At 33.0% G+C, this 15791-nt stretch carries 9 protein-coding genes; 7 read left to right on the top strand and 2 right to left on the bottom strand.

Annotated features, from left to right (window positions below; all coding sequences use genetic code 11):
* Positions 1-193 precede the first annotated feature (193 nt).
* Positions 194-3868 carry a phosphoribosylformylglycinamidine synthase gene (purL, locus tag B0A78_RS10755; RefSeq protein WP_097609668.1) on the bottom strand — a complete coding sequence of 1225 codons (3675 nt, stop codon included), beginning with the start codon at positions 3866-3868 and terminating at the stop codon, positions 194-196.
* Between the two features lie 164 nt (positions 3869-4032).
* Here purL and B0A78_RS10760 point away from each other — a divergent pair, with 164 nt between their 5' ends.
* Complete coding sequence (locus B0A78_RS10760) at positions 4033-6579, top strand: T9SS type A sorting domain-containing protein (RefSeq protein WP_097609669.1); 2547 nt, start codon at positions 4033-4035, stop codon at positions 6577-6579.
* A gap of 678 nt (positions 6580-7257) precedes the next feature.
* Here B0A78_RS10760 and B0A78_RS10765 read toward each other — a convergent pair.
* The gene (locus B0A78_RS10765) at positions 7258-7938 is read right to left on the bottom strand and encodes a Crp/Fnr family transcriptional regulator (protein ID WP_014165404.1); all 681 of its coding nucleotides are present in this window, start codon (positions 7936-7938) and stop codon (positions 7258-7260) included.
* A gap of 107 nt (positions 7939-8045) precedes the next feature.
* Here B0A78_RS10765 and B0A78_RS10770 point away from each other — a divergent pair, with 107 nt between their 5' ends.
* The 6 genes from B0A78_RS10770 (at position 8046) to ccoG (ending at position 15704) form a co-directional block, all read left to right on the top strand.
* Positions 8046-10427: a heavy metal translocating P-type ATPase metal-binding domain-containing protein gene (locus tag B0A78_RS10770; protein WP_065213470.1), complete on the top strand. Its 2382-nt coding sequence runs from the start codon at positions 8046-8048 to the stop codon at positions 10425-10427.
* A 123-nt stretch (positions 10428-10550) separates the two neighbouring features.
* Positions 10551-10739: a cbb3-type cytochrome oxidase assembly protein CcoS gene (ccoS, locus tag B0A78_RS10775; RefSeq protein ID WP_014165402.1), complete on the top strand. Its 189-nt coding sequence runs from the start codon at positions 10551-10553 to the stop codon at positions 10737-10739.
* Between the two features lie 2 nt (positions 10740-10741).
* A complete protein-coding gene (gene ccoN, locus B0A78_RS10780; RefSeq protein ID WP_065213471.1) occupies positions 10742-12928 on the top strand; it encodes a cytochrome-c oxidase, cbb3-type subunit I in 2187 nt (728 codons plus the stop codon).
* A 6-nt stretch (positions 12929-12934) separates the two neighbouring features.
* Positions 12935-13129, top strand: a complete 195-nt coding sequence (locus B0A78_RS10785) for a cytochrome c oxidase subunit IV (protein ID WP_041253213.1) — start codon at positions 12935-12937, stop codon at positions 13127-13129.
* 92 nt (positions 13130-13221) lie between these two features.
* Positions 13222-14163, top strand: coding sequence for a cbb3-type cytochrome c oxidase N-terminal domain-containing protein (locus B0A78_RS10790; protein ID WP_065213472.1), 942 nt, complete (start codon positions 13222-13224; stop codon positions 14161-14163).
* A 119-nt stretch (positions 14164-14282) separates the two neighbouring features.
* Entirely contained in the window at positions 14283-15704 is a 1422-nt protein-coding gene (gene ccoG / locus B0A78_RS10795) for a cytochrome c oxidase accessory protein CcoG (RefSeq protein WP_097609670.1), read from the top strand.
* Positions 15705-15791 lie beyond the last annotated feature (87 nt).

Consider the following 15791-nt stretch of genomic DNA (forward strand, 5'->3'; position numbering starts at 1 on the left):
ATATATACTCTTATATAAGTTTCTTTGTGCATTTTTTAATCTATAAAAAGCTAATTCAAAGTTTTCTGTCGTTAAGAGTTTTTCATATTGATTCATTTATCTTTTAATTTTAAAAAATATACTATTTTTTATTCGCATTTACCAAATATAAAAAATCTCCCACAAAAAAAGCGGTCTTACAACCGCTTTCCTTTTATTTATTTTGATTCTCAATCCATTTTCTGGCATTAACAAAAGCTTCTAACCAAGGCGAAACTTCATCTTTTTGCTCGCGGTCTGGGTAATGTGCCCAGTTCCAAGGGAAGATCGAACGCTCAATATGTGGCATCATTACTAAATGGCGTCCTGTAGTGTCGCACATCATGGCAGTGTTATAGTCGGAACCATTTGGGTTAGCTGGATAACCTTCGTAAGCATATTTACCTACAATGTTGTATTTATCCTCACTGTATGGTAATTTGAATTTACCTTCACCGTGCGAAATCCAAACTCCTAAAGTCAATCCTTCTAAAGAAGATAACATCACGGAGTTATTCTTTTGAATTTTAACTGAAGTAAAGCCACTCTCGTGTTTGTTAGAAGTGTTATGGTGCATTTTGCCGTGTACTTCGTGTTCTGGATTGATCAATTCTAATTCCATTAACAACTGACAACCGTTGCAAATTCCAACCGACAAAGTATCTTCTCTCTTAAAGAAGTTTTGTAAAGCGGTATTTGCTTTTTCATTGTATAAGAAAGCACCAGCCCAACCTTTTGCTGAACCTAATACATCTGAGTTAGAGAAACCACCCACAGCTCCAATAAATTGGATATCTTCAAGAGTTTCACGACCCGAAATTAAGTCGGTCATGTGCACGTCTTTTACATCAAAACCAGCTAAGTACATCGCATTGGCCATTTCACGCTCGGAATTACTTCCTTTTTCACGGATGATGGCCGCCTTCGGTCTGTCATTGCGAGGATATGAAGCAATCTTACCGCTGAAATTTTCAGGGAATACAAACTGTAAAGGTTGATTTTTATAGTTATTGTATCTTTCTTGAGCCATTCCGTTTTTAGATTGTTTCGAATCTAAAAGGAAGGAAGTTTTGTACCAGGTGTCTCTTAATTGCGCTACATCAAAATGGAATTGGTCATTGAAGTTTTTGATTGAAACGGTGTTTCCTTCAGTAACGGTTCCAATTTTGAATACCTTTACATTGCGTTTTGCAAAAGCTAAATCTATGGCATCATCTCCTAAATTAGACTGGAATACCAACCCAATGTTTTCGTTGAATAACGCTTTTACCGTATCGACTTCGTTTAATATCGTCAAATCAATGGTTGCACCCACATTTACATCAGCAAAACACATTTCAAGTAAAGTAGTGATTAAACCACCGCTACCTACATCGTGTCCCGCACTAATGTTTCTCTCTTTGATTTGGTTTTGGATTTCGTTGAATGCTTTACGCACATAAACGGCATCTTTCATCGTTGGTACTTCATTACCAATTTTATTTAAAATTTGGTAGAAAGAAGAACCGCCTAATTTGAAATTATCTTGTGAAAGGTTGATATAGTAAATGTTACCGCCGTTTTTCTTAAGTACAGGTTCAACTACTTTAGTAATGTTTGAACAGCTTCCCATAGCCGAAATAATTACCGTTCCGGGTGCAATTACTTCATCATTAGGGTATTTTTGCTTCATTGAAAGCGAGTCTTTACCCGTTGGGATATTGATGCCTAATTCGATAGCAAAATCCGAACAACCTTTTACTGCTTCATATAAACGAGCATCTTCACCTTCATTTTTACAAGGCCACATCCAGTTCGCTGATAAAGAAACCGATTGTAATCCGTCTTTTAAAGGAGCCCAAACTAAGTTGGATAATGCTTCACCAATGGCATTTTTTGAACCTGCCACTGGATCTACAATTGCGGCTACTGGAGCGTGTCCTATTGAAGTCGCAATACCTTCTTTTCCTTTATAGTCTAATGCCATTACCCCAACATTATTCAATGGTAATTGTAACGGACCTGCACATTGTTGTTTCGCAACTCGACCACCTACACAACGGTCAACTTTATTGGTTAACCAGTCTTTGCACGCTACTGCTTCCAACTGTAGCATTTGATTTAAGTAGTTTGGAATATCAGCAACAGTATAATCAGGATTTGAATAGTTACGATTAATCTTTTTATCCGTCATAATCGTTTTAGGTGAACTACCAAAGAAATCTTCTAAAGCATAATCCATTGGTTTTGCCCCTGTTGTTTTCGATTCGAAAGTAAAACGATGATCATTCGTTACATCACCCACAGTGTACATAGGCGAACGCTCTCTTTCTGCAATACGGTTTAGAGTTTCGATATCTTTTTCACCAATGACTAATCCCATACGTTCTTGAGATTCATTACCGATGATTTCCTTTGCCGAAAGGGTAGGGTCACCCACAGGTAATTTATCTAAATCGATATGTCCACCAGTAGCTTCTACTAATTCTGATAAACAGTTTAAGTGTCCACCAGCTCCGTGGTCGTGAATCGAAACAATAGGGTTATTGTCACTTTCAACTAATCCACGAATGGCATTAGCCGCACGTTTTTGCATTTCAGGATTCGAACGTTGAATGGCGTTTAATTCGATACCTGAACCGAAAGCCCCTGTATCAGCAGAAGATACCGCAGCACCTCCCATACCAATTCTATAGTTTTCACCCCCTAAAATAACGATTTTATCGCCTGCTTTAGGTTCGTGTTTTTTAGCTTGTTCTAATTTTCCGTAGCCAATACCACCCGCTTGCATAATTACTTTGTCGAAACCTAATTTGCGAGCCTCTTCTTCGTGTTCAAAAGTTAAAATTGAACCCGTAATAAGCGGTTGACCAAATTTATTACCAAAATCAGAAGCCCCGTTAGACGCTTTGATTAAAATATCCATAGGAGTTTGGTACAACCAAGCTCTTTCGTCCATTGCATTTTCCCAAGGGCGATTTTCTTCTAAACGAGAGTAAGAAGTCATGTACACCGCTGTACCAGCTAAGGGTAATGAACCTTGTCCACCTGCTAAACGGTCACGAATTTCACCTCCTGAACCTGTAGCGGCACCGTTGAAAGGTTCTACCGTAGTAGGGAAGTTGTGGGTTTCAGCTTTTAAGGATAATACCGATTCGAATTCCTTTTCTTGGTAAAAATCAGGTTTGTCAGCACTTTTTGGGGCAAACTGAACGGCAGTAGGTCCTTTTACAAAAGCTACGTTGTCTTTATAGGCTGAAACAATCTCGTTAGGATGTGTTTCAGAAGTTTTTTTAATTAATTTGAATAGGGAAGTAGGTTGTTCTTCGCCATCAATGACAAAAGTTCCGTTGAAAATTTTGTGACGGCAGTGTTCTGAATTGGCTTGTGAGAAAGCAAAAATTTCAGAATCAGTTAGTTTTCTTCCAATTTTAGTTGAAAGATTATGTAAATATTCCACCTCTTCTGGGCTTAAAGCCAAACCTTCTTGTTGGTTATAAGCTTCAATATCTTCAATTTCCAGAATGGGCTCCGGTTGAATATTAATGGTATAAATTTCTTGATTTAACTCCGAATATTTTTGAGACAGCATAGGGTCGAAATCCGAAAAATCTGGAGTAACTTTTTGGAACTCTTCAATGCGAATAATTCCAGAAATACCCATGTTTTGAGTGATTTCAACGGCGTTTGTGCTCCACGGAGTTACCATAGCCGCGCGGGGACCAACAAAAAAATCCGCTAATACGGATTTTTCTATTTTATGTGCGTCGCCAAAAAGCCAGTTTAATTTTGTAATGTCTTCAGTCGATAATTCGTTTTGCGTTTGTACAGCAAATACAGTGTTGGTTGCGTTACCAAAAAAATGAATCATTGTTGTGTGTTGTTGTGTTTGTCATGGCAAATGTAATACTTACTTTTTGAAAAATGAAATAAGATTTTTAAAACACTTAAAAGTGTTTTTACTGCATTTCATCGGTTTTTTTGGTTAATTGTTATTATTTAAAGTTGATTTGTAGAAAAATAACAAGTAAGATTATGAAGACCTATTTAATAACAGTTTTGCTGTTTTTTAATTTTAATTTTTATTCGCAGTCTTTTATTTTTAATCAAAAGCTATATAAGTCAATAGAAGATAAGGCTATTAGATTTGATGAAATTAATAGAAGAGTTGAAGAATCTTTTAAAAATCGTGATATTAATGCGAAAGGGAGTGGATGGAAAGTATACCAAAGATGGAAGTATATTTCGAGTTTTGAAGTAGATGAAAATGGTTATCTACCTAACTCGAAAGGTGTTAGGGAAATGAAAAAGGCATTTAGGGAGAGTCCAGTTCTTAATGATCAAGTTTATGAAAAATCATTAAATAATTTATGGACACCCGCAGGGCCTTTTACATATACGAGTAAAGGGTCTCGTAGTTCAGGTCTAGGTAGACTAAACTGTTCTGTTACGGATCCTACTAATGAAAATATAATTTATGTAGGAGCAGCTACAGGAGGTGTTTGGAAATCTATAGATGGAGGGTTAAGTTGGTCTCCTAAAACTGATTTTATAGATTCAATAGGTATTTCAGGATTAGCAATAGATCCTAATAATACGAATGTAATCTATGCAATGACAGGAGATGCTGATGGAACGGATGTAGAATTTGATGGTCTTTACAAATCAAATGATGCAGGTGAAACTTGGGTAAAAATGGGGTTAACAGATATAAATTATGGAAGAACAATATTGATAGATCCTAATAATAGTAATGTTGTAATTGTAGGGACAAATTCTGGGGTGTATCGTTCGCAGGATGGAGGGCTTACTTTTGAGCAAACTTCGGATCAAGAAGTTGTTTATCAACTCCTTTTTAATACCAATGATTCTAATATTGTGTATGCTTCTACTTCAAATGGGAATGATACTTTTATTTATAAAAGTATTGATAATGGTTTGACTTGGGAATTAAAGAAAAGTTTTGTGCGAGTAAAAAAAATGCTTATGGCAACTACTCAAGCGGACTCTAATTATTTGTATTTGTTAGGAGCCAATACATCTGGAAGTTTAAACGGATTTAAAGGGGTTTATTTATCAGTTGATTCAGGAGAAACGTTTACGCTTAAAAATGATAAAACGAACATATTAGAGGTTTATCAAAGTTATTATGATTTAGCATTGGCAGTATCGCAAACTAATAAAGATTTAATCTATACAGGATGCCTAAATTTATGGGGATCAAATGATGGAGGAACAACTTTTACCAGGTTGAATTATTGGACAGATGATACTAGTCCTAGATATACACATGGGGATATTCATAATATAAGGACGGTAGGATCTAATGTGTATGTGTGTTCGGATGGTGGAATTTATATTTCTAAAGACAATGGTAATACTTTTGTGAATAGATCCTTTGGTTTACAAATAAGTCAGTTTTATAAAATAGATACTGCTCCATCTACAAATTCTAAATTAGTAGGAGGCTTACAAGATAATGGAGGTTTTATATCAGATAATGATGCTTGGGTAAATTTTCATGGAGGAGATGGTTTAGATACGGCAATAAATCCTGCAATGCCTAATTTAGCATACGGTTTTACACAAAATGGTGGATTTTTGTATGAATATAATTTTAATTCAGATGATTATGGCTCTTTTATCACAAGTCATTCACCAGGAGAGTGGCTTACTCCACTTGAAATTTCTAGTGCAGGGAACATTTATGGAGGATGGAAAGAAGTAGAGGAATTAGTGAATAAAAAAGTTTGGCAACCAAGGACTAATAATTCTAATGGATATAACATAAGAAACATGAAAGTTAATCCATTATACCCTAATAGGTTGTTATATTATAGAAAAAGTACTGCTAATCCTAATTTTGATGAATTAATTTATACAGATGAAAACAGAGATAATTCAGGTAATTTGGTTCCCAGGGTTATTGATCTTCCTCCTGCTCCAGGAATGTTTACTAAAACTTTGGTGGCGATTTGTTTTAATCCTGTAAATCCTAATATTTTCTATATAATATATGGTACAAAAGTGTATAAAACAGCCGACTCAGGAAAGACTTGGATAAATATAACTTATAATTTACCTTATTCGGTTAGTTATTGTATAGCTGCACAAGGAAATCAAAAGAATTCTGTTTATGTAGGGACAAATTTAGGAGTGTATTATTTTGATGAAGAGTCGAATTCTTGGAGTCTTTTTAGCAATGGTTTGCCTAGAGTTAAGGTAACAGAGTTAAAAATTAATACTTCTGAGAACAATTTAACGGCTTCTACTTATGGAAGAGGAATATGGAGAGTCGCTTTACCAAGTGGAACGCTTGCCGTAGAAGATCATCAATTGGATGTAAATAAAGGAGGTGTTTTTCCTAATCCTTCTAATGGTATTTTTAGACTAAATGTTAATATTCAGGAACCTTTAAAAATGGCTGTATATAATATTTCAGGTAAATTAGTTTTTGAAAAAGCATTCCAATCATTAACATCTAATGATGAAATTAATATTTCAGATAATCCTAAAGGAGTTTATTTGTTAGATATAAAATCAGATCAGTACACCATTAGAAAAAAGATTTTAATAAAATAACTTAATTTTAAAGTGTTTTTTAATGAGTTGCTAGATTGGTTTTTGTATGGTAAATACTCTTTTATTTATATTATAAAAGTAAGTTTAGAAGAATAGTAAAAATGCAAAAAGTTTCCTAGTATTAAGTTTTTATTTTTTTTGAATTTAAAACCCTGTTTTGAGTGAAATAGCACAAAATAGGGTTTGTTCTTTTATTTTGTAATTGGATTATTTCTAGGATGAGGGTAGCTACTTTTAAAAAGACAGGAGAATTTTATCATATATTCTTTTTCTGGTTGTAGTGATGACGAAGGAAACAAATTTATTTATAATAAAATAGTAAGAAACTAATCCATTGTTTGATTGTTACCCCAAACGAGGAAATTACATAAAGGAGTCACATAATGTAATTAGGGATTATTGAACTAAATTATTTGAGACTTTTTGTTTGTTCTTATACTATAAAAAGGGATGCTATAATAGGGGTGTTTGAAAAACATATTGTTAGAATTTCTATTAGTAGATACAGAATAAGTACTTATTAATGAGTATCTAAATTTTTACTAGATCGTATTTGAATCAAGAGGTTGGCTTCTACAATAGACTGAAATAACTATAAATCCTGAATTATATGAAAAGATGATTTAAAATTTAGATTTTAAAGAAAAAGAATGTATAAATGATTAATAATTTTAAAAATTACTCGGCCATTTTTCGTAATTGGTTTTTATTTTTAATGGCAATTTTTTTTCCTGATATGCTGATTAATTCTTGTTTGTTTAATTCAGAAAGGAGCCTGATGCAACTTTCGGTGGCAGTACCTATTATACCAGCTAATTCTTCACGAGAGAGTTGGATACGGAGTGAACCGTCCTCATTGTTGCCAAAGGTTTCCTCCAAATAAATGAGCGTTTCGGCTAAACGTTCTTTTACGCTTTTTTGAGCCATTGATACCATGTGATCATCAGCCTCTTTTAAATCGCCACAAATAGTCTTCATTACATTCATAGAAAACTGATTGTTTTGATTAAAAAATTTTAAAATTTCACTTTTAGGTACAAAACACACTTCCATATCTTCTAAGGCAACAGCACTCAAATTAGCGGGTTCTTCGCTTATCATTGATCGTTGTCCTAAAAGTTCACCTGCTTTTACCAGTTTTACAATTTGATCTTTACCATTAGTACTCAGTTTGGTCATTTTGCAAATACCATCTTTTATACAAAAGACTCCGTTAGTCATTTCACCTTCTTCAAAGATAGGTTCCCCTTTTTTAATGGTGTATGACGTTTTGCATTCGGCCATTCGTAATAATTCGTCCTTTGTTAGGGCCTTCAAAGAACTGAATTGCCTAACGATACATTGTTCACATTTGCTCATAAACACAAAATTCAGCATTCAAAGATATTCAAAGTATGATAAATATCATAGTAAAATTATCAATAACAAAGGAATTTTGTTTAAGGTTTAAAAGAGCAAATTAATTTATGGATAAAATAAATTGTTTTCATTGTGGAAACGATATTGTAGAAAAGGAAAAAATTGTTTTTGAAGATAAGTCTTTTTGCTGTGTGGGCTGTAAAACAGTATATGAGATTTTTAGTCAAAATGATTTGATTTGTTATTATGATTTCGAACAGTCACCAGGTGCCGCACCGCAAGATATTAAGGGGAAATATGATTTTTTAAATGACGAAAAAATTGTTTCTAAATTATTAGAATTTGAAGAGAAAGGAACCCATATAGTTACATTATATATACCACATATACACTGTAGTTCTTGTATCTGGATTTTAGAAAATCTTCAAAAATTAATTCAAGGAATAGCTAGTTCCCAAGTTAATTTTCATCAAAAGAAAGTTAGAATTACGTATAGTCCAGATATGACCAATTTAAAAGGTATAGTTGAAATACTTAGCAAAATTGGGTATGAACCCTATATCAGTCTAGAAAATTACGAAAATAAAAAACAACAAGTAGATAGAACTTTAATTTACAAAATAGGGATTGCATTTTTTTCTTTTGGTAACATCATGTTACTTTCTTTTCCAGAATATTTTGAAGTAGGAGAGTTTTGGATTGAGCAATATAAGGGATTTTTTAGATGGTTGATTTTTGCGTTATCATTACCTCCTTTTTTTTATTCTGCCTCAGGGTATTATGTATCTGCCTGGAAAAGCATCCAATCAAAAATGCTAAATATAGACATTCCTATTGCTTTAGGAATTATAGTAATGTTTGTACGAAGCACAATAGATATAATTTTTGATTATGGACAAGGCTTTTTTGATAGTATGTGTGGGTTGATCTTTTTCATGTTGTTAGGTCGACTATTTCAACAAAAAACATATAATTTTTTGTCTTTTGAGCGTGATTATAAATCCTATTTCCCTATAGCCGTTACTAAAATTACAACAGATGGATTAGAAGAACCCATTCAAGTATATGATATTATAAAAGGGGATAGACTATTAATTAGAAACCAAGAATTAATACCCGTAGATGGTATTCTAATTTCGTCAGAGGCATCTATTGATTATAGTTTTGTTACGGGAGAGGCGGTACCAATGAAGAAAAAATCAGGGGACAAGGTATATGCAGGAGGAAAACAAATAGGAAAAGTTATAGAAATAGAAGTCTTGCATTCGGTTTCACAAAGTTACTTAACGCAATTATGGAGTAATGATGTTTTTCAAAAACGAGTAGAACAAAAATACAAAACAATTACAGATACAATTAGTAAGTATTTTACACCTGCTTTATTGTTGTTGGCTTTTGTGTCTTTTGTTTTTTGGATATTTCAAGATGTTTCTACAGCATGTAATGTTTTTACAGCAATTCTAATTGTGGCTTGTCCGTGTGCATTAGCATTAACCGCTCCTTTTACATTAGGAAATGTCCTTCGCATAATGGGATATAGAAAATTCTATTTGAAAAATGCTACGGTTATAGAACAATTAGCAAAAGTAGATACAATCGTTTTTGATAAGACAGGAACCATTACAACGAACAAAAAAACATCTATAACCTATGAAGGAAGTGAATTAAATGCAGATGAATTAAGACTTTTAAAAAATGTACTTCGCACTTCTAATCATCCTTTAAGCCGAAGGTTGTATGATTTTATTCCAACTCAAGAAAAAATAGAAATTACTCATTTTGAAGAAATAACAGGAAAAGGAATTTTTGCAGAATTGAACGACCATTCAGTTAAATTAGGTTCTTCACAATTTTTACAACACATGAGTGAAAATACTCATAAGAAAACGAAGGTTCACGTTGCAATTAACGGGGTATATAAAGGAAGTTATGTGTTTAATAATCAGTATCGTGAAGGATTAGAACAATTGTTTGAAAATTTATCAAAAAAATACCAATTGGTTGTTTTATCAGGTGATAATGATGGAGAAAGGAAGATTTTAGAAAAAATGTTACCCTCTTCTACAAATTTAGTATTCAATCAAAAACCAGAAGAAAAATTACAATATATAGAAAATCTTCAAAAAAACGGCAAGAATGTAATGATGGTAGGAGATGGGTTAAACGATGCAGGAGCATTGGCTCAAAGTAATATAGGAATTGCTATTTCAGAAAATGTAAATGTGTTTTCTCCTGCCTGTGATGGGATTTTGGATGCTACCCAATTTTCAAAGATTGATTTTTTTATGAAGTATTCAAAAAATGCGATGAAAACTATTTATATGAGTTTCGGATTATCGCTCCTATATAATGTTGTCGGCTTAAGTTATGCTGTAACAGGTAATTTGTTACCTATCATAGCGGCTATTATAATGCCTTTGAGTACTGTTACTATTGTGAGTTTTGTAACATTGATGAGTAATTTTTATGCGTCTAAAAAAGCATTTTAAATCTTTTATTTTAAGATACTTAAAATAAAAGATAGTATAAATGTTAAACAAAAAGGAGAGTATGATAAAAGTCATATTTTATCCCATATAGTCAAGGTAACTTTGAAGTGTAAAAATAAAGGTATGAGTATTATTTATTTGTTAATCTGTATCAGCATCGTATTGGCTGTTACCTTTCTCTATATTTTTATTAGGGCGGTAAGGAGTGGTCAGTTTGACGATGATTATACTCCTTCGGTACGTATGCTATTCGAAGATGAGTTAAAAAATAGTAAACCCAAAACAAATATAAATTCAGAAAATCAAATTTAATTATGGAAATGCAACAATTTTATTATGACAACAAAATTGTAAACAAGTTCATATACGCAACCATAGTTTTTGGGGTAGTAGGTATGTTAGTAGGGCTATTGTTAGCAACAATGTATTTATTCCCTAATATTACAGATGGTATTTCGTGGTTGAGCTACGGACGTTTACGCCCTTTGCATACAAATGCAGTAATTTTTGCCTTTGTGGGTAACGCAATGTTTGCTGGTTATTATTACTCTATTCAACGATTATTAAAAACCAGAATGTATAGCGATTTTTTAACGAACTTAAATTTCTGGGGATGGCAGTTAATTATTGTTGCTGCAGCCATTTCTTTGCCTTTAGGTTATACTACCTCTAAAGAATATGCTGAGTTAGAGTGGCCAATAGATATTGCTATAGCATTAATTTGGGTAGTATTTGGTGTTAACATGATCATGACTATTTTACGTCGTAGGGAAAGACACCTGTATGTAGCCATTTGGTTTTATATAGCCACTTTTGTAACAGTAGCAGTACTACATATCTTTAATAGTTTAGAATTACCTGTTAATGGGTTAAAATCATACTCTGTTTATGCAGGGGTTCAAGACGCATTAGTTCAATGGTGGTATGGGCATAACGCAGTTGCGTTTTTCTTGACAACACCTTTCTTAGGATTAATGTATTACTTTATGCCAAAAGCAGCTAACAGACCTGTATACTCTTATAGGTTATCAATTATTCACTTTTGGTCTTTAATTTTCTTATATATCTGGGCGGGGCCTCACCATTTGTTATATACCGCTTTGCCCGATTGGGCGCAAAACTTAGGGGTAGTATTTTCAGTAATGCTAATTGCGCCCTCTTGGGGAGGTATGATTAACGGGCTTTTAACTTTAAGAGGTGTTTGGGACAAAGTACGTACGGATGTAGTATTGAAATTCTTTGTAGTGGCACTTACAGGCTATGGTATGGCAACTTTTGAAGGTCCTATGTTATCATTAAAAAATGTAAATGCTATCGCACATTTTACAGATTGGATTGTAGCACACGTACACGTTGGAGCTTTAGCTTGGAATGGTTTTATGACTTTTGGTATTATTTATTGGTTATTACCTAGATTAACTAAAACACAATTATATTCTCAAAAACTAGCTAATTTCCATTTTTGGATAGGAACATTAGGGATCATCATGTATACTCTACCAATGTATGTAGCTGGTTTTACACAAGCTTCTATGTGGAAACAGTTTAATCCCGACGGCTCATTAGTCTATGGTAATTTCTTAGAAACAGTTACTCAAATTATGCCTATGTATGCTATCCGAGCTATAGGTGGAACCATGTATTTATTAGGTATGTTAGTAATGGTTTATAATGCGTACAAAACGGTTGCTAACGGACAATCAGTTGAAGATGAATTAGCAGAAGCACCAGCATTAAGTACTATTGCTCCATATCGTTTGAAAAACGAAAAATTTCATGCTTGGTTAGAAAGAAAACCGGTTCAATTAACCGTTTTAGCTACAATTGCAATTCTGATAGGAGGGATTATACAAATTATTCCAACGATTGTTGTAAAATCTAATATTCCAACCATTTCAAGTGTTAAACCCTATACACCTTTAGAATTAGAAGGACGTGACCTATATATTCGTGAAGGATGTGTAGGATGTCACTCTCAAATGATTCGTCCTTTCCGTTCAGAAGTTGCACGTTATGGGGACTATTCTAAATCAGGTGAATATGTGTACGATCATCCTTTCTTATGGGGATCTAAACGTACAGGACCCGATTTGTTTAGAGTAGGAGGAAAATATAATGATAACTGGCATTTTAATCACATGTGGGATCCTCAAAGTACATCAGCTGGTTCCATTATGCCTGCCTATAAATGGTTGTTTGATAACAAACCAGCCGATTATTCTCAAATTGAGAAAAAAATGGAGGTAATGAAAACATTAGGTGTTCCTTATACTGAAGAAGATATTAAAAAAGCAAAAGCATCTATTGCTGAGCAGTCTACTAAAATTGAAGCCAATCTGAAAAACGATCCAGACTTTGTAAAAAGTTACACAGAAAGTGAGAAAAACGCGAAGATGCGTAAAGAAGAATTTGTTCCTATGAGAGATCGTGAAATTGTAGCTCTAATAGCTTATTTACAACGTTTAGGAACAGATATTAAGGTTAAAAATTCACAAAATTAAAAGACTATGTTGAAGTTTGTCAAACACACTATGGAAAATATCGTAGGTATCGAGATATATCCCATCATTTCATTATTAATCTTTTTCTTCTTTTTTGTAGGATTATATTTTTGGGTTTTTACTTATAAAAAAGATAAGATTAATCAACTGAGTAATTTGCCTTTTGCGGAAGGTACTACAGACGAATTTTTAAACTTATAAAACATAAAAGGGCCTTTTATAATAGATAGAAAGATGATAAGATTATTAAAAGGCAATAGATATGTACTGCTAAAAAATAAAATTTAAGCATTATGAAAAAAATATTTCCTATATATGTAAGAATTCCTGTATTTTTTGCAATGTTTTTCATTGCCATGGAATTCTTTATTGACTCGGGTGACCGTCCAGCTTTTATTAAGTATCCCATATTAAATGTTATCCTATTAATATTTCTATTAATATTAGTAGCTGTGGAACTAGTTCTTAATGCAACTGACAAAGTCTTAGACACTTTATTAACGGATGAACAAAGAAAAGCAAAAGAACTAGAAGATAATCTACCTTTTACAGAAACTCAGTTCTTCAAAGGAATTTTACAAAAGTTGACTCGTTCTCGTAAAGTTGAAGAAGAAAATGAGTTAATTATGAACCATAATTATGATGGTATTCAAGAATTAGATAATGTTTTACCTCCTTGGTGGGTCTATTTATTTTACGGAACCATTGCGTTTGCATTCATTTATTTAGTACGTTTCCACATGCTAGGACATGATGATCAAACCGCTGAATTTGAAAAAGAAATGGCTATAGCAAAAGTACAAGTAGAAGAATACAAAAAAACAGCACCAGATCTAATGGATAAAGAAACAGTTACTTTATTAACAGACGCGGAAAGTATTAATGCAGGTAAAGCTATTTTTCAAACCAATTGTATTGCTTGTCATAAAGCCGATGGAGGAGGTGCTATAGGACCAAACTTAACGGATAAACATTGGATTTTAGGAGGAGGAATTAAAAACGTATTTAATACCATTATGGAAGGAGGACGTGCAGGAAAAGGTATGATTTCATGGAAAGATCAAATAAAACCTTCGGATATACAAAAAATAGCTAGTTATGTACTTAGCTTACAAGGAACTAATCCTGCTGGAGCTAAGGCTCCTGAAGGAGATGTATGGGAAGAAGGGGGAGCTACTAAACAACCGGCTACAGAAACAAGCTCAGCAGTTGTTGATTCAACAAAAGCTAAATAATTAAAGTGAAATTAGGTCTTATTTAGACAAAAGAGAGAAATCTCATAAAAAAAAGAGATGTTTTATGAGATTTCTCATTTCACTTTGTTTAATCCAAAAAGATAGAAAAACAATAAATTATGGCAGGCCATTCACCATCAGATAGTTTTAGAGATACTATTGCAACTATTGATAAAGAAGGAAAACGCGCTTGGATTTTTCCTAAAAAACCAAGTGGGAAATTTTATGATAGAAGAAAAATAGTCAGTTACTTCTTATTAGTTTTTCTTTTTTCAGCACCTTTTATAAAAGTAAATGGAAGCCAGTTTTTATTATTTAATGTAATAGAAAGAAAATTTTCCATTTTAGGATTTCCTTTTTGGCCTCAAGATTTTCACCTAGTAGTGATCTCTATGATTATTGGGGTCGTTGGGTTAGCATTATTTACAGTTGCTTTTGGACGTATTTTTTGTGGTTGGATTTGTCCTCAAACTATTTTTATGGAAATGGTTTTTCGACGAATAGAATATTGGATAGAAGGCGATAGAGGAGCTCAAATAAAGTTAGCTAAGCAAGAATGGAATGCTGAAAAAATTAGAAAAAGAATAACAAAAGGGATTGTCTTTTTTGTAGCTTCTTTCTTTATCGCTAATGTTTTTTTAGCTTATCTAATGGGGGGAGATCATGTATTAGATATGGTACGTCAAGGACCACTACACAATACAGGTACTCTAATTGCTCTTTTAATTTTTACGGCAGTTTTTTATTTTGTATTTGCATGGTTTAGAGAACAAGTTTGTATTATAGCTTGTCCTTATGGTCGTATGCAAGGCGTACTATTAGATAATAAAACCATTAACGTAGCCTATGATCATGTAAGAGGAGAGGGCGAAAAAGGAAGAGCAAAATTCAAAAAAGGAGAAGATAGAGCTTTAGCTGGTAAAGGAGATTGTATTGATTGTCATCAATGTGTAAATGTTTGTCCTACAGGGATTGATATTAGAAACGGAGTTCAGTTAGAATGTGTTAACTGTACCGCTTGTATTGATGAGTGTTATACCATCATGAAAAGCGTAAATCTACCTATTAACTTAATACGCTATGCAAGTGAAGATGAAATTGTAAAAAAAGAAAAATTTGTTTTTACAACTCGAATGAAAGGATATGTAGCTGTTTTAAGTATTCTTATAGGTATTTTTATAGGGATGTTATTTTTAAGAAATGATGTAGAAGCTACAGTATTACGTTTGCCAGGGCAATTATTTCAGCACAAGGGAGAAAATATCACAAATGTTTTTACTTACAAAGTTGTTAATAAAACCATGAATGATTTTAAAAACGTAACATTTAAATTAGTAAGCCCAGAAGGTAAAATAGAAATTGTGGGCAAACAAAGTATTCAGGTAAGAAAAGACAATTTAGCTCAAGGTACTTTGTTTGTAGAAATTCACCCAGCATTTTTAGAAGGTGATAAAACAAAAATAAAAATAGAAGTTTACAATAATAATAACTTGATAGAAACCACTACTAGTAATTTTTTAGGGCCAAGAAAATTTAATTAGCAACTAGCAAGGTAATCTTTTCAAACCTTAAGAAAAAGAATTTTAGGAAAATAGAACTTAACTTCTTAATTCTTAGGGTTAGAATAT

Source organism: Flavobacterium columnare NBRC 100251 = ATCC 23463, assembly GCF_002530675.1.
GTDB lineage: Bacteria > Bacteroidota > Bacteroidia > Flavobacteriales > Flavobacteriaceae > Flavobacterium > Flavobacterium columnare.